At 65.5% G+C, this 21,909-nt stretch carries 19 protein-coding genes; 12 read left to right on the forward strand and 7 right to left on the reverse strand.

The genetic code is table 11. The annotated features are described in order from the left end of the window. Nucleotides 1-22: 22 nt before the first annotated feature. A complete protein-coding gene (locus ACVOMH_RS07450; protein WP_481523518.1) occupies nucleotides 23-676 on the reverse strand; it encodes a TetR/AcrR family transcriptional regulator in 654 nt (217 codons plus the stop codon). 210 nt (nucleotides 677-886) lie between these two features. Between ACVOMH_RS07450 and ndk the strand changes: the two genes are divergently transcribed. The 12 genes from ndk (at nucleotide 887) to ACVOMH_RS07510 (ending at nucleotide 16,176) form a co-directional block, all read left to right on the forward strand. Further along, nucleotides 887-1,312, forward strand: a complete 426-nt coding sequence (gene ndk / locus ACVOMH_RS07455) for a nucleoside-diphosphate kinase (RefSeq protein ID WP_054656861.1) — start codon at nucleotides 887-889, stop codon at nucleotides 1,310-1,312. Between the two features lie 15 nt (nucleotides 1,313-1,327). Beyond that, the gene (gene rlmN / locus ACVOMH_RS07460; RefSeq protein WP_481551512.1) at nucleotides 1,328-2,533 is read left to right on the forward strand and encodes a dual-specificity RNA methyltransferase RlmN; all 1,206 of its coding nucleotides are present in this window, start codon (nucleotides 1,328-1,330) and stop codon (nucleotides 2,531-2,533) included. Nucleotides 2,534-2,543: 10 nt separating this feature from the next. After that, nucleotides 2,544-3,323 (forward strand): type IV pilus biogenesis/stability protein PilW, encoded by a 780-nt coding sequence (gene pilW, locus ACVOMH_RS07465; RefSeq protein WP_054656874.1) that lies wholly within the window; start codon nucleotides 2,544-2,546, stop codon nucleotides 3,321-3,323. 6 nt (nucleotides 3,324-3,329) lie between these two features. Continuing rightward, the gene (locus tag ACVOMH_RS07470) at nucleotides 3,330-4,181 is read left to right on the forward strand and encodes a helix-turn-helix domain-containing protein (protein ID WP_481551513.1); all 852 of its coding nucleotides are present in this window, start codon (nucleotides 3,330-3,332) and stop codon (nucleotides 4,179-4,181) included. 57 nt (nucleotides 4,182-4,238) lie between these two features. Continuing rightward, nucleotides 4,239-4,880, forward strand: a complete 642-nt coding sequence (locus ACVOMH_RS07475; protein ID WP_481551514.1) for a YfgM family protein — start codon at nucleotides 4,239-4,241, stop codon at nucleotides 4,878-4,880. Next, nucleotides 4,880-6,076 (forward strand): outer membrane protein assembly factor BamB, encoded by a 1,197-nt coding sequence (gene bamB / locus ACVOMH_RS07480; RefSeq protein ID WP_057505649.1) that lies wholly within the window; start codon nucleotides 4,880-4,882, stop codon nucleotides 6,074-6,076. Before ACVOMH_RS07475 ends, bamB begins: the two co-directional genes overlap by 1 nt. A 12-nt stretch (nucleotides 6,077-6,088) precedes the next feature. After that, entirely contained in the window at nucleotides 6,089-7,486 is a 1,398-nt protein-coding gene (gene der, locus ACVOMH_RS07485; protein ID WP_057505648.1) for a ribosome biogenesis GTPase Der, read from the forward strand. A gap of 129 nt (nucleotides 7,487-7,615) precedes the next feature. Next, on the forward strand, nucleotides 7,616-8,755 hold the full coding sequence (moeB, locus tag ACVOMH_RS07490; RefSeq protein WP_481551515.1) for a molybdopterin-synthase adenylyltransferase MoeB: 1,140 nt from the start codon (nucleotides 7,616-7,618) through the stop codon (nucleotides 8,753-8,755). 82 nt (nucleotides 8,756-8,837) lie between these two features. After that, entirely contained in the window at nucleotides 8,838-9,722 is an 885-nt protein-coding gene (folD, locus tag ACVOMH_RS07495; RefSeq protein ID WP_481551516.1) for a bifunctional methylenetetrahydrofolate dehydrogenase/methenyltetrahydrofolate cyclohydrolase FolD, read from the forward strand. 121 nt (nucleotides 9,723-9,843) lie between these two features. Further along, nucleotides 9,844-11,304: an IMP dehydrogenase gene (gene guaB, locus ACVOMH_RS07500; protein WP_057505646.1), complete on the forward strand. Its 1,461-nt coding sequence runs from the start codon at nucleotides 9,844-9,846 to the stop codon at nucleotides 11,302-11,304. Between the two features lie 87 nt (nucleotides 11,305-11,391). Continuing rightward, a complete protein-coding gene (gene guaA, locus ACVOMH_RS07505; protein WP_481551517.1) occupies nucleotides 11,392-12,957 on the forward strand; it encodes a glutamine-hydrolyzing GMP synthase in 1,566 nt (521 codons plus the stop codon). Between the two features lie 375 nt (nucleotides 12,958-13,332). Then, on the forward strand, nucleotides 13,333-16,176 hold the full coding sequence (locus ACVOMH_RS07510) for a ligand-binding sensor domain-containing diguanylate cyclase (protein WP_481551518.1): 2,844 nt from the start codon (nucleotides 13,333-13,335) through the stop codon (nucleotides 16,174-16,176). Nucleotides 16,177-16,398: 222 nt separating this feature from the next. On the opposite strand, the gene ACVOMH_RS07515 is transcribed toward ACVOMH_RS07510, so the two are convergent. The 6 genes from ACVOMH_RS07515 to amaB all read right to left on the reverse strand — a co-directional run bounded on the left by ACVOMH_RS07515 (nucleotide 16,399) and on the right by amaB (nucleotide 21,664). Continuing rightward, nucleotides 16,399-17,286 carry a DMT family transporter gene (locus ACVOMH_RS07515; RefSeq protein ID WP_096144962.1) on the reverse strand — a complete coding sequence of 296 codons (888 nt, stop codon included), beginning with the start codon at nucleotides 17,284-17,286 and terminating at the stop codon, nucleotides 16,399-16,401. 35 nt (nucleotides 17,287-17,321) lie between these two features. Next, nucleotides 17,322-18,365 (reverse strand): UDP-N-acetylmuramate dehydrogenase, encoded by a 1,044-nt coding sequence (gene murB, locus ACVOMH_RS07520; protein WP_481551519.1) that lies wholly within the window; start codon nucleotides 18,363-18,365, stop codon nucleotides 17,322-17,324. Beyond that, the gene (locus ACVOMH_RS07525) at nucleotides 18,362-19,417 is read right to left on the reverse strand and encodes a quinone-dependent dihydroorotate dehydrogenase (protein WP_057506343.1); all 1,056 of its coding nucleotides are present in this window, start codon (nucleotides 19,415-19,417) and stop codon (nucleotides 18,362-18,364) included. Before ACVOMH_RS07525 ends, murB begins: the two co-directional genes overlap by 4 nt. Nucleotides 19,418-19,421: 4 nt before the next feature. Then, nucleotides 19,422-19,748: a hypothetical protein gene (locus ACVOMH_RS07530; RefSeq protein WP_481551520.1), complete on the reverse strand. Its 327-nt coding sequence runs from the start codon at nucleotides 19,746-19,748 to the stop codon at nucleotides 19,422-19,424. A 7-nt stretch (nucleotides 19,749-19,755) separates the two neighbouring features. Continuing rightward, entirely contained in the window at nucleotides 19,756-20,043 is a 288-nt protein-coding gene (locus tag ACVOMH_RS07535) for a DUF4190 domain-containing protein (RefSeq protein ID WP_057506342.1), read from the reverse strand. Nucleotides 20,044-20,131: 88 nt separating this feature from the next. Continuing rightward, the gene (gene amaB, locus ACVOMH_RS07540) at nucleotides 20,132-21,664 is read right to left on the reverse strand and encodes an L-piperidine-6-carboxylate dehydrogenase (protein WP_481551521.1); all 1,533 of its coding nucleotides are present in this window, start codon (nucleotides 21,662-21,664) and stop codon (nucleotides 20,132-20,134) included. Nucleotides 21,665-21,909: the final 245 nt, after the last annotated feature.

A 21,909-nucleotide genomic window follows, 5' to 3' on the forward strand; every position in this document is an offset into this window, starting at 1 on the left:
TTGGTCTGCGAGGACGGGTGGATCAGGTGAGGGAGGTTGAATCCGGCGCGCGCGCACTGGCGCGGAAGCCGGCTTCGGCGAAATGGATCAGTTCCTGCGCGGCCTTGCTGCGATGGGCGGCCTCGCTGATGTTGTGTGGGCGCTTGATCAGGCCGAAATCGGCCATGGCGTAGGTCAGCGAACCGGCCAGGAAATCCAGGCGCCAATAAAGTTCCTCTTTGCTCAGGCCCGGCACGCAGGCGCCGATGGCCTTGCCGAACTCGCGCAGCACGTGGCCGTAGTGGTCGGACAGGAACTTGCGCAGGTTGTCGTTCTTCTCGGCATAGGCGCGGGCGATGACGCGGACGAAGGCGCCGCCGCTCTGGCGGTCCTGGGCCATCGCCAGCGCAGGCTCGACGAAAGCGGCCAGCACCGGGCGCAACTCGCCGGGATGGGCGGTGCGCGCCTGTTCCAGCTGGCTCAGGCGGGCAGCGGACATCTCGTCCATGCGGCGGCGGAACACTTCATTGACCAGGTTGTCCTTGGACCCGAAGTGGTAGTTGACCGCGGCGATGTTGACGTCGGCATGACTGGTCACCTGGCGCAACGACGTGCCGGCGAAGCCGTACTGGGCGAACAGTTCCTCGGCTGCGCCGAGAATCCGGTCCTTGGTGGAAAAGCTGGCGGGTTTGCCCATGGCGGCTCAATCAATCAAACGATTGTTTAAATCCTACGCCTGTGCCCGGGCTCCGGTCATGTTGCCGTGCAGCATCGTTCATCCGCCGCTGTGCAAACGCCAGGGTCAACCGGTAGAATTACCCACCGCAATTAAGGCTAAGCCCGCGTCCGCACGCGGGTTTTTTTCATGTACCCTCGGGCCGACCGGCCCATATACCGGAGAATTCCCATGGCGCTCGAGCGCACTCTTTCCATCATCAAGCCCGACGCCGTCGCCAAGAACGTGATCGGTGAAATCTACGCCCGCTTCGAAAAGGCCGGCCTGAAGATCGTGGCTGCCAAGTACAAGCAGCTCTCGCGCCGTGAAGCCGAAGGCTTCTACGCCGTGCACCGCGAGCGTCCGTTCTTCAACGCCCTGGTCGAGTTCATGATCTCCGGCCCGGTGATGATCCAGGCCCTGGAAGGCGAGAACGCCGTGCTGGCCCACCGTGACCTGCTGGGCGCCACCAACCCGAAGGACGCTGCGCCGGGCACCATCCGCGCCGATTTCGCCGATTCGATCGACGCCAATGCCGCCCACGGTTCGGATTCGGTCGAGAACGCAGCCATCGAAGTGGCCTATTTCTTCGCTGCCACCGAAGTGGTTTCGCGCTAAGCAGAGGTTGAAGTCGTGAACGAGGTCGTACAGACACCCGCCATCCAGCCGTTGCCGAAAACGGCAGCCAGCGCTGGCAAGCAGAACCTGCTCGACCTTGATCGCGCGGGCCTGGAAACGTTCTTCGTCGAAACCCTCGGCGAGCAGAAGTTCCGTGCCCATCAGGTGATGAAGTGGATCCACCACCGCTACGTCACCGATTTCGACCAGATGACCGACCTCGGCAAAGCGCTGCGCGCCAAGCTGCAGCAGCATGCCGAGGTCGTCGTCCCGAATATCGTGTTCGACAAGCCCTCGGTCGACGGCACCCACAAGTGGCTGCTGGCGATGGGCGTGGATGGCAAGAACGCCATCGAAACCGTGTACATCCCCGACAAGACCCGCGGCACGCTGTGCGTGTCATCGCAGGTCGGTTGCGGTTTGAACTGCACGTTCTGCTCCACCGCCACCCAGGGTTTCAACCGCAACCTGAGCACCGCCGAGATCATCGGCCAGGTGTGGGTTGCCGCCCGTCACCTGGGCAATGTGCCGCACCAGATGCGTCGTCTCACCAATGTGGTGATGATGGGCATGGGCGAGCCGTTGATGAATTTCGACAATGTCGTGCGTGCGATGAGCATCATGCGCGATGACCTGGGCTATGGTCTGGCCAACAAGCGCGTGACCCTCTCCACGTCCGGTCTGGTACCGCAGATCGACCGTCTCTCGGTCGAGAGCGATGTGTCGCTGGCCGTTTCCCTGCACGCACCCAACGATGAGCTGCGCGAGACACTGGTGCCGCTCAACAAGAAGTACCCGATTGCCGAGCTGATGGCTTCCTGCGCGCGTTACCTGCGCGGCAACAAGAAGCGCGATTCGGTGACCTTTGAATACACCCTGATGAAGGGCATCAACGACCAGCCCGAGCACGCCCGCCAGCTGGCGCGGCTGATGCGCCAGTTCGACAACGCGGTGCAGGCCAAGGATTCGGGCAAGGTCAATCTGATTCCTTTCAATCCGTTCCCGGGAACGCGCTACGAGCGCTCTGACGAAGAGCAGATCCGCGCTTTCCAGAAGATCCTGCTTGATTCGCAGGTGTTGACGATGGTGCGCCGCACGCGTGGCGATGATATCGACGCGGCCTGTGGCCAGCTCAAGGGGCAGGTGATGGATCGCACCCGTCGCCAGGCCGAGTTCAACCGTCTGCTTGCGGCGCAGGAAAACGGAGATGTCGTTGCTTGATCGCCTGCTGATGCTGCTGGTCGCCACAGTGCTGGTTACCGGCTGCGGGCATGGTCGCGATTCCAGGGCGGGAACGGTTCGGCGCATCGAGCAGGTCGCGCCGCAGTACGATCTGCGCGATGACAAGCAGGCGCGTCGGCGCATTCAATATCAGGAGTTGCTGCGTCTGTCTGGTGACCGGCTGGGGCGCAACCAGCTCGACGACGCACTCAAATACGCCCGCTCCGCGCAAAAGCTGGAGCCCTCGGTTCCGGATGCCTACACCGTACAGGCGGTGATCGAAGGCTACAGGGCCAATCCGGCGGCCGCCGGAGAGCTGTATCGCAAGGCCGCCGAGCTGGCGCCGAAGCAGGGCGATGTGGCCAACAACTACGGCGCCTGGCTGTGCGGCAATGGTCATCCGGCAGAAGCGCTGGTCTGGTTCGACAGGGCGCTGGCGGATCCGGCGTACGCCGCACGGGCTGATGCACTGGCCAATGCCGGGGGCTGTGCGCTGGATGCAGGGCAGCGCGAACGTGCCGAGCGCGATCTCCGTCAGGCGCTGGCCTTGGCGCCTGACAACGCGTATGCGCTGGAGTCGATGGCACGCAGCGAGTACGCCCGGGGGCGCTATTTCGAGGCGCGCGCCTTCTATCAGCGGCGTCTTGCGGCTGCGCCGGCCACGGTTTCCGTGTTACAAATTGCCATTCAGATTGAAGAGCGGCTGGGCGACAGGAGTGCCGCCGGTCGATACCAACAGCGGCTGCGCGAGGAGTTTCCCTCGACAGCGGCCTCGAATCCCCAAGGCTAGTGCATTGTGATCAATGATCCAGGTGTGAACGCTTTTGAAGGTGTGGTGGGGTGTGGTGAGCAGCTTCGCCGGGCCCGCGAGGCGGCAGGGCTGTCGATACAACAGGTTGCTGGTCAGCTGCGTATGCCGGCTCAGGTGGTCGCAGCGCTCGAATGTGAACAGTGGGAGCGCCTCGGTGCGCCCGTGTTCGTGCGTGGTCAGCTGCGCAGCTACGCCAGGCTGTTGAAGGTGGATATCGGCGAGGCCCTGCAGCGGGCGATGATGGCACCGATCGAGCCGCCGGCACTGGTCAGCCACATGCACACGCCGCGGCTCAAGCGTATGGCGGAGAGTCTGGGGCGTCGGGCGGTCTACGGAGTGATCACCGCAGTGCTCGCGGTTCCGGTGTGGTTTGCCTTCCAGGGCAAGCTGGTCGACACCCCGCCCAGTACCGCTTCGTTGGATGTGATGCCCGAGGCGGCGTCCGCGGCGTCGCCGCAGGCGGTTGCCGGCGGGCAGGCGGTGCCTGCTCCGGTGGCTGGCAGTGCGCCCAAGCGCGCTCCCTATATCGCCTCGATGGCCCCGGTTGCGCGAAATGCGGCCCCGGCCCCTGCCGCGACGCTGACGCTGGATTTCAAGGGAGACAGCTGGGTGGAGATTCTTGCGCCCGACGGTTCCGTCGTGGAAAAGGGGTTGATTCCCGCCGGGCAGATACGCAGCTTCGATATCGGGCAGGTCGGGCGCATGAAGCTTGGCAATGCGGCCGAGGTCGCGGTTCGACAGGCCTCGGGCAGCGTCGATCTGACGCCCTACAAACGCGGCAATGTGGCCCGCTTTACGGTATCCTCTGACGGCTCCGTGGCGCCGGTTTCGTACTGAAACGTGGCATCCAATTAAAACAACAATGCTCCCCGGAAAAGTGGGGCGAGAGTACGCATGGCGATTGACGACCTGCTCGACGAGCACGAACAAAGTGAACGTGTCCGCACCTGGCTTCGCAAAAATGGGTTTGGAATTTTTGCCGGAGTAGTGCTGGGTATTGCCGCCATCTACGGTTGGCAGTGGTGGCAGAAGGACCAGGTGGGCAAGCTGGCCGAGGCCAATACCCGCTATGAGTCTGTTCTGCGCAGTCTGCAGTCCAAGAATCTCGACGAGGCTGTGAAGGAAGTCGCGGCACTGGAAGGTGGCAAGGCCGGGATCTATGCCGATCTGGCCGCACTGGAGCTGTCCAAGGCGCAGGTCGAGGCCGGCAAGCCTGAGGATGCGATCAAGACGCTGCGTGGGCTGAACGCCGAAGGCGAGTTCAAGGCATTGATTGACCAGCGTATTGCCCGGCTGCTGATCGAAACCGGTAAGCCGGAAGATGCGCTGGTGCTGCTGGGCCCGGCAGATGACAGCGCGGCTCTGGAGATTCGCGCTGACGCGCTGATGGCGCAGGGCAAGCGTGATGACGCGCGGGATCTGTACAGCCAGGCGCTGGCCAAGCTGGATGTCGCTGCTCCGCAGCGCCGTCTGCTGGAAACCAAGCTGACTGATGCTGGTGGCACTGTGACCGACCCTGCGGCGGAGAAGAACTGATGAAGCTCAAGCAAGTTGCAGGTGTGGCGCTGATGGCGATGGCGCTGGCCGGTTGCTCCACGGTCAAGGGCTGGTTTGCCGGGAAGGATGCCGAGGCCAAGAAAGCGCTTGAGCCGATGGAGCTGGCCAAGTTCGAGCCGACGGCCAGTGTCAGCAAGATCTGGTCGGTGAATGTTGGCAAGGGCGAGGGCCGGATTGGCCTGCGCCAGGCGCCCGTCGTCGCCGATGGCCGTGTCTACGCGGCGGCCGTAGAGGGCGGTGTGCATGCGCTGGATTTGCAGAGCGGCAAGGAAATCTGGGAATACGTCCCGGCCAAGGAAAAGAAGAAGCCCAAGCTCCGTCTTTCCGGCGGTCCGGGCGCTGGCGAAGGTGTGGTGGTCATCGGCACGCTGGACGGCAAGGTGATCGCACTCGACGCCAGCACTGGTGCCGAGAAGTGGACGGCCAAAGTCCCGGGTGAGGTGATCACGGCACCTGCGGTTGCGCAGGGTCTGGTATTCGTGCGCAGCAATGATGGGCGTACCACCGCGTTCGACGCCGGCACTGGCGAGCAGCGCTGGTTCAACTCGCAGGAGTTGCCTGCCTTGACCGTGCGCGGCAATGCGCCGGTGGTTGCCGGTCCGGGCGTGCTGTTCATCGGCAACGATGACGGCACCGTGGCGGCGTTGGCGATGCAGGACGGCCGTCCACTGTGGGAGCAGATGGTAGGCGCGCCGGAAGGGCGTACCGAGCTGGAGCGCATGTCGGATGTCGATGGGGCCCCGGTGCTGGAAGGCAATACGCTGTATGTGAGCAGCTTCAAGAACCAGACGCTGGCCATCGAGGGCCCGACCGGGCGTCCGCTGTGGTCCCGCGATCACGGTGGCGCTGGCGGTGTTGCGGTGTCCTCGGGCAATGTCGTGGTCACCGATGGCAAGGGCGTGGTTTACGGGCTGGACAAGATGTCCGGTTCAGCGATGTGGTCGCAGCAGGCGCTGGGGCGCCGCTCGGTGACCGGTCCGGCCATCCACGGCGACTACGCGGTGGTGGGGGATTACAAGGGTTATCTGCATTGGTTGCGCCTGGACAACGGCGAACTGGCTGCCCGCGAGAAGGCCGGGGGCGATGCGCTCCGGGCACAGCCTTTGGTGGCTGACGGAATTCTGCTGGTGCAGAACGTGGATGGAAAGCTGACCGCGTTCCGGTTGGCCCAATAAGGAGTAAAAGCGATGCTGCCCTTGGTCGCCCTGGTCGGACGGCCGAATGTCGGCAAGTCCACCCTTTTCAATGCTTTCACCCGCACCCGGGACGCGCTGGTCCATGACCAGCCCGGTGTTACGCGTGACCGTAATTACGGTGTCTGTCGTCTCAACGAGGACAAACCGTTCCTGATCGTCGATACCGGCGGTATCGCAGGTGATGAGGAAGGTCTTGCCGGCGCGACCGCCCGGCAGGCACGTGCTGCCGCAGGCGAAGCCGATCTGATCCTGTTTGTCGTCGATGCCCGCGAGGGTACCTCGGCGCTGGACGATGAAATTCTCTCGTGGCTGCGCAAGCTGTCGCGGCCGACCTTGCTGTTGATCAACAAGATCGACGGTACCAACGAAGATACCGTCCGCTCGGAATTCTCCCGTTACGGTTTCAGCGAAATGCTGACCGTTTCGGCGGCCCATCGTCAGGGCCTGGATGACCTGCTGGACGAGGTGGTCGAGCGCTTGCCGGAAGAGGGGACGACCGAGACCTTGGACGATGATCCGGGTCGCATGCGTATCGCTTTTGTCGGGCGCCCGAACGTGGGCAAGTCCACGCTGGTCAACCGCTTGTTGGGCGAGGAGCGCATGATCGCCTCCGAAGTTCCCGGCACCACCCGCGATTCGATCGCGGTGGACATGGAGCGTGACGGCCGCGAGTACCGCCTGATCGATACCGCAGGCCTGCGCCGCAAAGGCCGGGTGGATGAAGTCGTGGAGAAATTCAGCGTCGTCAAAACACTGCAGGCGATCGAACAGTGCCAGGTTGCCGTTCTGATGCTGGACGCCACCGAGGGCGTTACCGATCAGGATGCCAGTGTGCTGGGTGCGGTGCTGGATGCCGGTCGTGCGCTGGTTGTTGCGATCAACAAGTGGGATGGTTTGACCGAATACCAGCGCGAGCAGGCGGAAGCCTTGCTGTCGCGCAAATTGAGCTTCGTGCCGTGGGCTGAAGTGGTGCGTATCTCCGCCCAGCATGGTTCGGGGTTGCGGGAGCTGTTTCGTGCGATCCATCAGGCGCATGCGTCTGCGACGATGGAATTCAGCACCAGCGAGGTGAATCGGGCGCTGGAGATCGCGTACGAAACCAACCCGCCGCCGGCCATTCGTGGCCACGTGTCCAAGCTGCGCTATGTGCACCCGGGCGGCAGCAATCCGCCTACCTTCATCGTCCATGGCACGCGCCTGAAGGATCTTCCAGAGTCGTACAAGCGGTATCTGGAGAACTTTTTCCGCAAGCGCTTCAAGCTGGTGGGCACGCCGGTGCAGTTCATCTTCCGCGAGGGCACCAACCCTTACGAAGGCAAGAAGAACGTCCTCACCGAACGCCAGGTCAAGGCCAAGCGGCGCCTGATGAAGCATGTGAGGGGAAAGTAGGAAAAAGGGCGTCCATGGGGCGCCCTTTTTTACTGGTCGTTGCTGGCGCTGCCTGGATTGGCCATGGTGGAGTCTGAGGGTGCATTGCCGGTTCCTGCGTCAATGGCGGGCTTGGCGGATAATCACGCCATGAGCATTTGCGAACTTTCCCCTGAACAGGCGCGTACGCGCCAGACTGCCGGTGCCTTGCTGATCGACCTGCGTCAGGCGCACGAGCGCGCCGGCGGTATGGCCGAAGGCGCGCTGGGGATTGCCAAAGACGAACTGCTGGCCGCGCCGTCCCGGCATCTGCCTTCACAGGACAGGGAGATCCTGCTGATCTGCCAGAGCGGCCGACGCTCGGCCGATGCGGCGGCCGCGTTGCAGGCGGCCGGATACACCCGGCTGGCATCGGTTGCCGGTGGCACGGTGGCGTGGCGGGAGGCCGGCCTGCCGCTGGTGCAGCCGCTGCTGGATGCTGGTGAACGCGATTTCTATGACCGCTATTCGCGCCACCTGCTCTTGCCGCAGGTGGGTGAGGCGGGGCAGCGCCGTCTGCGCGATGCGCACGTGCTGGTGGTAGGGGCGGGCGGGCTCGGTGCGCCGGCAGCGTTCTATCTGGCGGCTGCTGGCGTGGGTCATCTGCGGATCGCCGATCACGACGTTGTCGAGCGCAGCAATCTGCACCGGCAGATCATCCATACCGATGCCGGCGTTGGCCAGCCCAAGGTCGTCTCGGCGCGCGAGCGTTTGCTGGCGCTGAATCCGCATATCGAGGTGGAGGCGATCCCGCAGCGGGTCACCTCCCACAACATCGATACGCTGATGCGGGATGTGGACGTGGTGCTGGATGGCTCGGACAATTTCCCGCTGCGCTACCTGCTCAATGACGCGTGCATCAAGCACGCCACGCCGCTGGTCTATGCCGCGATCGAGCGCTTCGACGGGCAGGTGAGTGTGTTCGATGCCGGCCGGCAGCGCGGGCGTGCGCCGTGCTATCGCTGCCTGTTCCCGGCGCCGCCGCCGGCGGAGTTTGCGCCCAATTGCGCCGAGGGGGGGGTGCTCGGCGTACTCCCCGGTCTGGCCGGGGTGATGCAGGCTGCGGAAGTGTTAAAGCTGCTGTTGGGTATCGGTGAGCCGCTGACCGGACGGCTGCTGCGCTTTGATGCGTTGCAGATGCGCTTCCGCGAAACCCGCGTGCATGCCGATCCGGCGTGCCCGGTATGTGCACCGGGCATGGAGTTTCCCGGTTATATCGACTACGCGGCGTTCTGTTCCCGGCGCGGCTGATCCTGCGTTCAGTGCAGGTGGCAGGTGTCGGGCATGGCGGAATCAGGGACAATACCCGGTCCCTGCTGCTGCCCCCACGCCCATGACCGCTTCCGCTGACGCCTCCGTGGCGACTTCCCGCATCCTCGACGGCCGCCGTATCGCCGAGGAGCTGCTTGATGATCTGAAACTGCGGGTGGATGCGCGCCTGGCAGCCGGGCGTTCGCGCCCCGGGCTTGCGGTGGTACTGGTGGGGGGCGATCCGGCCTCGACCGTGTACGTGCGCAACAAGCGCCGTGCGGCGGAGAAGGTCGGCATCGAGGCCTTCGATTACGACATGCCCGAGGGCACCACCGAGGCGCAGCTGCTGGCGCTGATCGACCAGCTCAATGCCGACCCGAAGATCCACGGCATCCTGATCCAGCTGCCGCTGCCTGGCATCCCCGATGCAAGCCGGCTGATCCAGCGCATCGATCCGCGCAAGGATGTGGACGGTTTCCATCCCGAGAACGTCGGGCATCTGGCCCTGCGCCAGTTCGGCCTGCGGCCGTGCACGCCGCGGGGCATCACCACCCTGCTGGGTCATACCGACCAGCCGGTGCGTGGCCGCAACGCCACCATTGTCGGGGTCAGCAACCATGTCGGCCGGCCGATGGGGCTGGAGCTGCTGATCGCCGGCTGCACCGTGACCAGCTGCCACAAGTTCACGCCGCGCGAGGTGTTGGAGCAGGCGGTGCGCAATGCCGACATCCTGGTGGTCGCGGTGGGGATCCCGCAGCTGATTCCCGGCGAGTGGGTCAAGCCGGCGGCGGTGGTGATCGATGTGGGCATCAATCGCCTGGACGATGGCCGCCTGGTGGGGGATGTCGGTTTCGAGGCGGCCGCGCAGCGGGCCAGCTGGATCACCCCGGTGCCCGGCGGCGTCGGTCCGATGACCGTGGCCACGCTGATGCAGAACACGATCGAGGCGGCCGAGGCCAACGGCTGAACCGAGGCCGAGGAGGCGGGGCCGTGCAACGCTGATTTGCAGCGTTGCCCCCTGCGTCCCCCTGACATCGGCGCGCAAACAAGGGTAAAATGTCGCGCTTCCCCACATATCGGGTACGCCGATGCTGCGCATCCAGGCTGAAGCACTCACATACGACGACGTTTCGCTCGTCCCCGCCCATTCCATCGTCCTGCCCAAGGACGTCGATCTCGGCACGCGCCTGACGCGCGATCTGCGGTTGAAGCTTCCGGTTGTCTCGGCGGCCATGGATACCGTCACTGAAGCCCGTCTTGCCATTGCGATGGCCCAGATCGGCGGCATTGGCATCATCCACAAGAACCTGAGCCTCGAGCAGCAGGCGGCCGAAGTGGCCAAGGTCAAGAAGTTCGAGTCCGGCGTGATCCGCGACCCGATCACCGTCGGCCCGGAAACTTCGATCCGCGACGTGCTGGCCTTGACCCAGGCCCACAACATCTCCGGCGTGCCGGTGGTGGATGGCGGCGGCCAGCTGGCCGGCATCGTCACCCACCGTGACATGCGCTTCGAGACCGAGCTGGACGATCCGGTCCGCCACATCATGACCAAGAAGGATCGCCTGATCACGGTCAAGGAAGGCGCCGCGTCGGATGAAGTGCTGCAGCTGCTGCACAAGAACCGCATCGAAAAGGTGCTCGTGGTCAATGACGCGTTTGAACTGCGCGGCCTGATCACGGTCAAGGACATCCAGAAGAAGACCGACAACCCCAACGCCGCCAAGGACACCTCGACCCGTCTGCTGGTCGGTGCCGCGGTCGGTGTGGGCGGCGACACCGATCGCCGTGTCGAGGCGCTGGTCGCCGCCGGTGTCGACGTGCTGGTGGTGGATACCGCGCACGGCCACTCGCAGGGCGTGCTGGACCGCGTGCGCTGGGTGAAGAAGAACTTCCCGGGCGTGCAGGTTATCGGCGGCAACATCTGCACCGGTGATGCGGCGCTGGCGCTGCTGGACTGCGGCGCCGATGGCGTCAAGGTCGGTATCGGTCCGGGCTCGATCTGCACCACGCGTGTGGTGGCGGGCGTGGGTGTGCCGCAGATCACCGCGATCGACCTGGTGGCCGAAGCGCTGCAGGACCGCATTCCGCTGATCGCCGACGGCGGCATCCGCTATTCGGGCGACATCGGCAAGGCGCTGGCCGCCGGTGCCTCGACGGTGATGATCGGCGGCCTGTTCGCCGGTACCGAGGAATCGCCGGGCGAGACCGAGCTGTTCCAGGGCCGCAGCTACAAGAGCTACCGCGGCATGGGCTCACTGGCGGCGATGGAAAAAGGCAGCAAGGACCGTTATTTCCAGGATTCGGCCGATGCCGACAAGCTGGTGCCCGAAGGCATCGAAGGTCGCGTGCCCTACCGCGGTCCGGTCGGTGGCATCGTCCATCAGCTGATGGGCGGTCTGCGCGCTACGATGGGCTACGTGGGTTGCGGCACCATCGAAGAAATGCGCACTAAGCCGAAGTTTGTGAAGATCAGCGGTGCCGGTCAGCGTGAGAGCCACGTCCACGACGTGCAGATCACCAAGGAGCCACCGAATTACCGCATGGGCTGATCCAGTCCGACGCAAAGAGGGAGACGTTCGCGTGTCCCTCTTTTCGTATCCGCCATCCGTTTTCCGAATTGCATCTGCATTGGCGACATGACCAACATCCATAACGACAAGATCCTCATCCTCGATTTCGGCGCCCAGTACACACAGCTGATCGCCCGCCGTATCCGCGAGTTCGGCGTGTATTGCGAAATCTGGGCATGGGACCACGATCCGGCCGAGATCGCCGCCTTTGGTGCCAAGGGCATCATCCTGTCCGGCGGCCCGGAAACCACCACGTTGCCGGGTGCTCCGGCCGCGCCGCAGGCAGTGTTCGACAGTGGCCTGCCGCTGCTGGGCATCTGCTACGGCCTGCAGACCATGGCCAAGCAGTTGGGCGGTGGCACCGAAGCCGCCGACCAGCGCGAGTTCGGTCATGCCGAGGTCAAGCTGCTGGGCAACGACGCACTGCTGGGCGGCCTGTCCGACCACGGCGGCGAGCCGCGCCTGGATGTGTGGATGAGCCATGGCGACCACGTCACCCACGTGCCGCCAGGCTTCGCCGTCACCGCCGTGACCGACCGAATCCCGGTGGCCGCGATGGCCAATGAGGAAAAGCGCTGGTATGGCGTGCAGTTCCACCCGGAAGTGACCCACACCAAGCAGGGCTCGGCGCTGCTCAAGCGCTTCGTCACCGAGATCTGCGGCTGCGCCACGCTGTGGACCGCGGCCAACATCATCGACGACCAGATCGCCCGCGTGCGCGAGCAGGTTGGCAGCGATGAGGTGATCCTGGGCCTGTCCGGCGGCGTCGATTCCTCGGTGGTTGCCGCACTGCTGCACAAGGCCATCGGTACCCAGCTGACCTGCGTGTTCGTTGATACCGGCCTGCTGCGCTTCCAGGAAGGCGACCAGGTCATGCAGATGATGGCCGAGAACATGGGCGTCAAGGTCGTGCGCGTGAATGCGGCCAACCGATATTTCAAGGCACTGGAAGGTGTCAGCGATCCGGAAGCCAAGCGCAAGATCATCGGCAACCTGTTCGTGGAGATTTTCGACGAAGAGTCGAACAAGCTCAGCAATGCCAAGTGGCTCGCGCAGGGCACGATCTATCCGGACGTGATCGAGTCGGCCGGCAGCAAGACCGGCAAGGCACACGTCATCAAGAGCCACCACAACGTCGGCGGCCTGCCGGAAGACATGAAGCTCAAGCTGGTCGAGCCGCTGCGCGAACTGTTCAAGGACGAAGTGCGTCGCCTTGGCGTCGAGCTTGGTCTGCCGCGTGCGATGGTCTACCGCCATCCGTTCCCGGGCCCGGGCCTGGGCGTGCGTATCCTCGGTGAAGTGAAGCGTGAGTACGCCGAGCTGCTGGGCAAGGCCGACGCGATCTTCATCGAAGAACTGCGTGCCGCGGACCTGTATGACAAGACAAGCCAGGCCTTCGCGGTCTTCCTGCCGGTCAAGTCGGTGGGCGTGGTGGGCGATGCGCGTGCTTACGAATGGGTGATCGCATTGCGTGCAGTCGAAACCATCGACTTCATGACCGCGCATTGGGCGCACCTGCCGTACGATTTCCTCGGCCGCGTGTCCAACCGCATCATCAATGAACTGCGCGGCGTCTCGCGCGTGGTCTACGACATCTCCGGCAAGCCGCCGGCGACGATCGAGTGGGAGTGATCCTTCCGGTGCCAGCCCCGGTGGCCTGCCGCGTTTGAATCAGCCGCACACAACGCCCCGTCAGGGGCGTTGCTTTATGCGACGGACATGCGGGCGGCGGGTTGAATATCGTCAGCAGAGCGACGCCGCACCCAGAGCGTCGGTCGCGTCCGTGGTGTTTGTCGATGCCGGATCTATTGGCCGCACGGCTTTACTATGGTGATCATTTCCTTATGGCCGAACAGGTGGAACCCGATGCCGCATGACGCCTTTGCCTCGCGCAACGGGTTCGATCAGGGTGGCAAGTCCTGTGTGCGTTTCCCGTCCGGGCACGCTCGGGAGCACAGCTGGCGATTCGCGCATTGGAAGCGGCTGTGCGGTGTGCTCCTGCTGTGCATGCTCTGTCTGGTTCCGTGGCCGGCGCTGAGCCTGGCGCCCAGGCCGCTTGACGGCTACTTCAGGGAAGTATGGACCACGCGCGAAGGGCTTCCGCACAACCTGATCCACGGCATCGCGCAGACACCGGACGGCTACCTGTGGTTCGCCACCTGGGAAGGTGTGGTGCGCTACAACGGAATCGACTTCCGCATCTTCGACCAGCGGGCGGTGCCGGAATTGCGCGACAGCAGTGTGCTGGTCGTACGGGTTGCACGCGATGGTGGCTTGCTGCTGGGGACAGCGGGCGGCAGCGTGGTGCGTTATCACGCCGGGCGCTGGAGTGCCTGGCCGGGCAGCGAAGCCCTGCCGCAGGACCAGGTCATCGATCTGGTGGAGGACCGAGATGGTGGGCTGTGGGTGGGAACCCATGGCAGCGGCGTGTTGCATATCGGCAGCAATGGTGCGATCACGCGCTTCGATGTCGATGCCGGCTTGCCAGGCAATTCCGTGCTGAAGCTCCTGCAGGCGGACGACGGTACGATCTGGGTCGCCACTGCCGGTGGTGTGGCGCGCTCTTCAGGCAAGCGTTTTGTGGCCCTGGGTGCGGCGGAGGGTCTGCCGCCCGGACAGGCGTTCACCGTGGTCTGCGGGCCGGATGGCCGCATCCATGTCGGCATGGAGCAGGGGGCGTGGCGGCAGGACGGCGAACGGTTTGTACCACTGGCGCCGGACCTGCCGCCCTCCAATGTGACCCGCATCATGGTGGAGGCCGATGGAACCGCCTGGCTGGGCACCGTCACCGGTCTGTATCGCCACAGCCGGAGCTATGGGCTGGAGCGCATCGGCAATGCCAACGGCCTGCCCAATGAACAGATTTCCGCAATCTGGGAGGACCGCGAACACAGTCTGTGGGTCGGTACGAACGGCGGCCTTGTGCGCCTTCGCAACGCGCCTTTCAGCACGTTCGGCCTGCAGGACGGCTTGCCCAACGCCTATGTGCGCAGTGTGCTGGCCGATGCGCAGGGCACCTTGTGGGTTGCCACCAGTGATGGCCTGGGCTGGCTGCGTGATGGTCGTTTCAGTGCAGCCGGCAGCCGCAACGGCCTGCCCGGTGATTCCCTGCTCAGTCTCGGCAGGTCGCGCGCAGGCGGTGTCTGGGTGGGGAGCTACAGTCACGGCGCGGTGCTGTGGGATGGTCGCGTGCGCCGCCATCTCGACAGCCGCAGTGGGTTGACCGGCAACCAGGTGCGCGCCCTGCTGGAAACCGCGGACGGCACCCTCTGGGTGGGCACCTCGCGCGGCTTGAACCGGGTCGACGCGCGGGGTGTGCGGCACTACACCCTGGCCCAGGGCATGCCCAGTGACTTCATCATCGCTTTGCACCAGGATCGCCATGGCGTGCTGTGGGTCGGCACTTCCAACGGGTTGGCGCAGATCGACGGCGAGCATGTCCGCGCTTACCCGCTGCGCGATTTCGGCGCCAGCAACGTGTTCGGCCTGCACGAAACCGATGACGGCACGCTGTGGCTGGCGACCAACCAGGGATTGATCCGCCTCCGCGACGGACAGATGCGCCTGATTGGTACCGGGCAGGGATTGCCGGTGGCCAAGATCTTCCAGGTACTGGCCGACGGCGAGGATCATTTCTGGCTAACCTCCAACCGCGGCATGTTGCGCGTGGCGCGACAGGCTCTGGACGCCGTGGCCGATGGCCGGCAATCGGGCCTGGAGGTGGAATGGTTCGACGAAAGCGATGGTCTGGTGAGTGCCCAGAACAACGGCAATTCCGGGCCGGCTGCGTGGCGCACCGCGGATGGAAAGCTCTGGTTCGCCACCGCCGGGGGACTGGCGATGACCGGGCCGGGCCGCATCCACGAACTTACCCGCATGCCGCCGCCAGTGGTCATTGAGGAAGTGCGCGTGGATGATCGTCCCGTGCCGCTGCAGGCCGAGCTTCGCCTGCCACCGGGCACGCGCAAGCTCGAGCTGCATTTCGCCGGCCTGAGCTATTTGATTCCAGAAAAAATCCGCTATCGCTACCGGCTCGACGGCTTCGATCCGGAGTGGGTCGAGCGCGGCGCATTGCGTTTTGCGCAGTACACCAACCTCGACCCCGGCCATTACGTATTCCGCGTATCGGCCGCCCATCCCAATGGGGGCTGGAGCCGCGAGGAGGCGCGCATCGCATTGCATATCCAGCCCCGGCTGCTGCAGCGCCGCGATTTCCGGCTCGGCCTGGCGGGGGTGGCCCTGCTTGCGCTGTACGGTTGGTATCGCTGGCGCGTGCACGCCCTGCAGGCGGCCAAGCGCCGTCTCGGCACGCAGGTGGAGGAGCGTACCCGCGATCTGCGCGTCCAGGCCGAGGCATTCGAACGACAGGCGCGCGAGGATGCACTCACGGGATTGATGAACCGTCGCGCCTTTGACGAAGCGCTCGCGCGTGACTTTGACAGGGCCGCAACGGAAGGGACGCCGCTGGCGCTGGCGCTGGCCGACCTGGATTACTTCAAACGCATCAATGATGGCTACTCGCACACCGCCGGCGATGCAGCGCTGCGCGCCGCTGCCGACACGATCCGCGCGCATGCCGGCGATGAGGTGCTTGTGGCGCGCTGGGGCGGCGAGGAGTTCGCGCTGCTGTTTCCCGGTCTTGCGCGCGAGCAGGCGCTGGCACGGTGCGAAGCGTTGCGCCAGGCGGTGACCGCCATCGACACCTCCGCTTTTGCCCCCGGATTCACAATGACGGTGAGCATCGGCGTCGCCGACCGTGTCGGGCTGACCCATCACGAAAAACTCATCAGCCGCGCCGATCTGCTGCTCTACAAAGCCAAGCGCAGCGGGCGCAACCGGGTGTGTGGTTGAGCTGGGGATGTTTTCCGCAGCGCGCCGGCCCGCCAGGCGGCAGGCGCCAAGCGGCGGCATGGATCACCTTCGGCATGCGGTTGGAGAGGCGCTGAACTCTGTCCGGCCTCCGTGTTGGAGCACGCTGCGGCCGCGGGCGTCGGCCGGGTGGCATGAGGGGGCATGCCGCCTCAGCGGATACGGCGTGGTTGCAGGGCCTTCAGCGCCCAGCCAAGAAGGGGTCTATCCGTCGAGCTTGCCGCTGGTGCAGGCGGCGTGCGGGGCCGCCCTGCGGGCCAGTACCGCCTCGCGGTGGGCGATATAGGCGTTGGAGCCGAGGATGATCAGTGCCCCTGCGACCGTCCAGCCATCCAGCACTTCGCCAAACAGCAGCCAGCCCAGCGTCACCACCAGCGGCAGCTGGGTGAAGCTGATCGGGGTCAGTGCGGAGACTTCGCCCAGCTTCAGGGCGCGGGTCCAGAACAGCTGTCCCACCGTGCCCAGCACGCCGGTGGCGACGAGCCACAGCCAGCCGGTGAGCGACGGCCAGACCCAGACGAACAGTGCCGGCACCAACGACAGCGGCACCCAGAATACATAGGTGTAGAACACCACCGTGTCGGGGCCGTCGACGCGGGTGAGCTGCTTGATCTGGATCGCGACCAGGGCGCTGAGCATGGCGGCGGCGACGGCGATCAGGCTTCCGGCCTGGAAGCCTGACACTCCCGGGCGCACGATCACCAGCACGCCGATGAAGCCGGCGATCACCGCCGCCCAGCGCCGGACCCGGACCTTCTCGCCCAGCCACAGTACCGCGGCGATGGTGACGAACAAGGGCGTGGAGTAGGACAGCGAGATGGCCTGCGACAGCGGCAGGTGACCGATGGCCCAGAAGCCGCACAGCATCGACGCCAGGCCGATGGCGCTGCGCAGGAAGTAGCGCGGCAGCTGCTGGGTGCGCAGCGAGCCGTGGCCTGGGCGCAGCAGGACCGGCAGCAGCGCCAGCAGGCCGAAGCCGTTGCGGAAGAACGCCACTTCCTGGGTCGGCACATGGCCGGTGGCGTAGCGGATGGCGATGGCCATCAGCCCGAACGCCATCGCGCTGGCAAACATCAGCAGCGCCGCGCGCAGCGGTGCGGGAGTCGCGCGGTTCGCGGCGGTGATGCTCACCATTGTGCGCCGATCAGCCGTGGCTCCGGTTCGATCGGGACGCCGAACTTCTCCAGCACCGCCGCCGAAACACGTCGCGCGAACGCGAGCAGTTCGGCACCGGTGGCGTGGCCATGGTTGACCAGTACCAGCGCGTGGTCCGGCGAGACGCCGGCATCGCCCTCGCGACGGCCCTTCCAGCCGCTGGCCTCGATCATCCAGGCGGCCGACACCTTGCGGCTGGCCGCGTCGTTGCCCGGAAACACGGGCAGGGCGGGATAGTGCTGCAGCAGCACCTCCACCTGTTCCAGCGGCAGGATCGGATTCTTGAAAAAGCTGCCGGCGTTGCCCAGCACCTCCGGATCGGGCAGCTTGCGGCGGCGGATGGCGATCACCGCATTGGCCACATCGGCCGATACCGGCTGTTGGATACCTTGCGCCTGCAGCTCTTCGCGGATGCCGGCATAGTCCAGCCGCAGCTCATGCAGCAAGGGCAGGCGGAACTCCACGGCGGTGATCAGGTAGCGGTCGGCCTCGGCCTTGAACACGCTGTCGCGGTAGGCGAACCGGCAGGCGTCCTGGTCCAGCCGTACCCACCCCTGTTCCTGCGTATCCCAGGCTTCGACGGTCTGGATGAACTCGCCCACCTGCACGCCGTAGGCGCCGATGTTCTGGATCGGCGCCGCACCGGCGGTACCGGGAATCAGCGCCAGATTCTCCAGTCCGGACAGGCCTTCGGCCAGCGACCACAGCACCAGCTCATGCCAGATCACGCCGGCACCGGCGCGCACGATGGCGTGGTCGGCGCGGTGCTCGAGGATGCGCAGGTCGCGGTTGTCGAACACCAGCACCGTGGCCTGCGGATCGGCGGCCAGCAGCACATTGCTGCCACTGCCCAGCACCAGCAGCGGGGCGCCGGCGACGCTGGCCAGGGCCTCCGGGAGCGCCTGCGGATCGGACACCCGCAACAGGCGGGCCGCGCGGGCGTCGACGTGGAAGGTATTGAGGGGCCGCAGGGAAGCGTTCTGGTGCAACGACCAGGCGGGAACAGCATTGGTCATAGGGGAGCGACCGCGCCTCGGGAGGGGGCTTCGCGGCGGCGGCGGATCGCTTCCACGCAATCACCGATCAGCGCCGGACCACGGAAGATCAGTCCGCTGTAGCACTGCACCAGTGATGCGCCGGCGGCCATCTTGGCCACCGCGTCGGCGCCGGACTGGATGCCGCCCACGCCGATCAGCGGTATCGATTCGGGCAGGCGCGCGCGCATCCGCCGCAGCACCAGCGTGGACTGGCCCAGCAGCGGCGCACCGGACAGACCGCCGGCCTCGGCTGCCAGTGGATCGGCTTCCACGCCTGCCCGGCCGATGGTGGTGTTGGTGGCGATCACGCCATCGACCTGCAGCTCGCCCAGTACCCGCGCCGCGCCATCGATGTCGCGGTCGCTCAGGTCCGGGGCGATCTTGACCAGCATCGGCACGCGCTTGCCGTGTTTGCCCGCCAGCTGTTCCTGCGCCTCGCGCAAACCGCCGACCAGTCGCCGCAGCGCCTGCTCCTCCTGCAGCTCGCGCAGTCCGGCGGTATTGGGCGAGGAAATATTGACGGTGATGTAGTCGGCCAGCGGATACACCTTCTCCATGCAGATCAGGTAGTCCGACAGCGCATCCTCGTTGGGGGTGTCCTTGTTCTTGCCGATGTTGATGCCCAGCGGGCCGGGACGGTGCCGGGTCTGCTCGACATTCCGCACCAGCGCATCCACACCGCGGTTGTTGAAGCCCATGCGGTTGATGATGGCGCCATGACGCGGCAGCCGGAACAGGCGCGGCTTCGGGTTGCCGGCCTGCGGACGTGGGGTGATGGTGCCGATCTCGACAAAACCGAAGCCCAGCCCGAACAGCGCGTCGATATGTTCACCGTTCTTGTCCAGGCCGGCGGCCAGCCCCACCGGGTTGGGAAACTCCAGCCCGAACACCTTGGTCGGCAGCGGCTTGACGCGGCCGGTGATCAGCGGTGTGGTGCCGGTGCGCCAGGCCAGGTCCAGCGCGGACAGGCCAAGGCCATGGGCGCGCTCGGCATCGAGGGAGAACAGGAACGGGCGGGCTAGTGAATACATAGGCTCAGTTCAACGTGCCGATGAAGGCGCGGGTTTGATATCCGATGGCGACCTTGCCATCCACGGCGGGATCGCCGCACAGCTGCCGCGATGCATCCCGCATGGGCATGTGACGGAGGAGCAACACGAGGACATCCGCTGGCCCTGCAGCTTCCAAGGGGGCCGGCGCCGCAGCGCCCGGAGCGGCTCTGGCAGCGACCACCGCCGCTTCCCTCGGAAGATCGGGCGCACAAGACAACCCGTCCAGCAGCGTCGGCGGATATCCCGGCCGGTAGCGGAGAGGGTCCGCCGCCGTGTTGCTGAAGCGTTCGGTTGGAGCGGCCTGGCGCATGCCCGTCTCAGGAATTCAGCGCGGCGATCCACGCCAGCCCGCCGAAGAACACGATGAAGGCCAGGATGCCCAGCACCCACAGCGCCACCGACAGCCAGCCCAGTACCAGACCGGTGACCGCCAGGCCGTCGCCATCGAGCTGGCCGTTGCTGCGGCGGATCTCACCGCGCGCCATATGGCCGAAGATGATCGCGCCCAGGCTGCCCAGGAAGGGCAGCAGGGTCCAGCCGAGGATGCCGGCCACCAGGCTGATCACCGCGTAACTGCTGGTCTGGCGGGGGGCGGGGATGCTCATCGCGAAACTCCATTTCAGATGTGGGAAGCGGACGGTGGAGCCGTCCGCGACAGGACCATGGCTCCCGCCAGGGCGGGAGCCATGTGCATCACAGGTCGAACTTGATGCCCTGGGCCAGCGGCAGCGAGTCGGAGTAGTTGATGGTGTTGGTCTGGCGACGCATATAGACCTTCCACGCATCCGAGCCGGACTCGCGACCACCGCCGGTGTCCTTCTCGCCGCCGAACGCACCGCCGATCTCGGCGCCGGAGGTGCCGATGTTGACGTTGGCGATGCCGCAGTCGCTGCCGGCCGCGGACAGGAACTTCTCGGCCGCCTTCAGATTGGTCGTGAAGATCGACGAAGACAGGCCCTGCGGCACGCCGTTCTGCATGTCGATGGCTTCGTCCAGGGTGCTGTACTTCATGACGTACAGGATCGGCGCGAAGGTTTCGTGCTGGACGACCTCATCGCTGTTCTTCAGGCCGGTGACGATGGCCGGCAGCACGAAGTTGCCCGGGCGGTCGATCGCGGTGCCACCGGTTTCCACGGTGCCGCCAGCGGCCTTGGCCTTGGCGATCGAGGCCAGGAACTGCTGCACCGCTTCGGGGCTGTTGAGCGGGCCCATCAGGTTGGTCGCATCCAGCGGATCGCCGATCTTGCCCTCGACCTGCTTGTAGGCCTTGATCAGGGTGGCCAGCACGTTGTCGTAGATCGATTCGTGCACGATCAGGCGGCGGGTGGTGGTGCAGCGCTGGCCGGCGGTGCCGACCGCACCGAACACGATGCCCGGCACGGCCAGTTTCAGGTCGGCGGTTTCGTCCAGGATGATGGCGTTGTTGCCGCCCAGTTCCAGCAGGCTGCGGCCCAGGCGACGGGCGACGCGCTCACCGACGATGCGGCCGATGGCGGTCGAACCGGTGAAGCTGATCAGCGGAATGCGGCGGTCATCGACCAGTTTTTCCGACAGCGCGGTGCCGGCGTCGTTGATCAGGAAGAACAGGTCCGGGAAGCCGGCGTCCTTCAGGGCCTCGTTGCAGATCTTCATCGAGGCGATGGCGGTCAGCGGGGTCTTGTTGGACGGCTTCCAGATGCAGATGTCGCCGCAGATCGCCGCCAGGAACGAATTCCAGGCCCACACCGCGACCGGGAAGTTGAACGCCGAGATGATGCCGACCAAGCCCAGCGGCTGGTACTGCTCGTACATGCGGTGGCCCGGGCGCTCGGAGTGCATGGTGTAGCCGTACAGCATGCGGCTCTGGCCCAGCGCGAAGTCGGCGATGTCGATCATCTCCTGCACTTCGCCGTCGCCCTCGGGCTTGGACTTGCCCATTTCCAGCGCGACCAGTGAACCCAGTGCGTCCTTGTGCTTGCGCAGCGCCTCGCCGCACAGGCGCACGGCTTCGCCGCGGCGCGGGGCCGGGGTGGTGCGCCAGACCTTGAAGGCTTCCTGGGCGCGGGCGATCACGGTTTCGTAATCGGCCTCGGTGGTGGCCTGTACCTCGGCGATGACCTCGCCGGTGGTCGGGTTCTGCGGCTTGAGGACGCCCGCGCCGGTGGCGGCAGACCATTCCCCGTTGCCCAGGTAGGTGCCCGCATTGGTAGCACCCAGACCCAAAGCCTTGAGAAGCTCGGAAGACATTCAAACTCCTGTTTCTTAACGTGATTTTGGTGCCGTCGGAGGGTGCTGCGGGGGCGACGGGATGAGCGGCACATAGTATCAGAGTGAACCGCTGGCCCCGCGTGGGCCGGATCCGGTGCGGGGGCGGTTGCGTGCCGCCGGGCAGAGCGGTGTGCCGGTCGCGGCGGTTGCGGTTCGCAGGCGCGCCCCATGCTGTTGCTCGCGACCGTTTTCGGCCATATTCGCCACCCTTGGCAGGGGTTTCC

This window comes from Stenotrophomonas sp. STEN013 (genome assembly GCF_056760355.1).

Coding starts and splice junctions, on each gene's coding strand:
- guaB (WP_057505646.1), top strand. CDS start 9,844: ATGCTGCGCATCCAGGCTGAAGCACTCACATACGACGACGTTTCGCTC.
- amaB (WP_481551521.1), bottom strand. CDS start 21,664: ATGTCTTCCGAGCTTCTCAAGGCTTTGGGTCTGGGTGCTACCAATGCG.
- folD (WP_481551516.1), top strand. CDS start 8,838: ATGACCGCTTCCGCTGACGCCTCCGTGGCGACTTCCCGCATCCTCGAC.
- ACVOMH_RS07535 (WP_057506342.1), bottom strand. CDS start 20,043: ATGAGCATCCCCGCCCCCCGCCAGACCAGCAGTTACGCGGTGATCAGC.
- pilW (WP_054656874.1), top strand. CDS start 2,544: ATGCTGCTGGTCGCCACAGTGCTGGTTACCGGCTGCGGGCATGGTCGC.
- der (WP_057505648.1), top strand. CDS start 6,089: ATGCTGCCCTTGGTCGCCCTGGTCGGACGGCCGAATGTCGGCAAGTCC.
- ACVOMH_RS07530 (WP_481551520.1), bottom strand. CDS start 19,748: ATGCGCCAGGCCGCTCCAACCGAACGCTTCAGCAACACGGCGGCGGAC.
- ACVOMH_RS07475 (WP_481551514.1), top strand. CDS start 4,239: ATGGCGATTGACGACCTGCTCGACGAGCACGAACAAAGTGAACGTGTC.
- guaA (WP_481551517.1), top strand. CDS start 11,392: ATGACCAACATCCATAACGACAAGATCCTCATCCTCGATTTCGGCGCC.
- bamB (WP_057505649.1), top strand. CDS start 4,880: ATGAAGCTCAAGCAAGTTGCAGGTGTGGCGCTGATGGCGATGGCGCTG.
- moeB (WP_481551515.1), top strand. CDS start 7,616: ATGAGCATTTGCGAACTTTCCCCTGAACAGGCGCGTACGCGCCAGACT.
- ndk (WP_054656861.1), top strand. CDS start 887: ATGGCGCTCGAGCGCACTCTTTCCATCATCAAGCCCGACGCCGTCGCC.
- murB (WP_481551519.1), bottom strand. CDS start 18,365: ATGACCAATGCTGTTCCCGCCTGGTCGTTGCACCAGAACGCTTCCCTG.
- ACVOMH_RS07450 (WP_481523518.1), bottom strand. CDS start 676: ATGGGCAAACCCGCCAGCTTTTCCACCAAGGACCGGATTCTCGGCGCA.
- ACVOMH_RS07510 (WP_481551518.1), top strand. CDS start 13,333: ATGCTCTGTCTGGTTCCGTGGCCGGCGCTGAGCCTGGCGCCCAGGCCG.
- ACVOMH_RS07525 (WP_057506343.1), bottom strand. CDS start 19,417: ATGTATTCACTAGCCCGCCCGTTCCTGTTCTCCCTCGATGCCGAGCGC.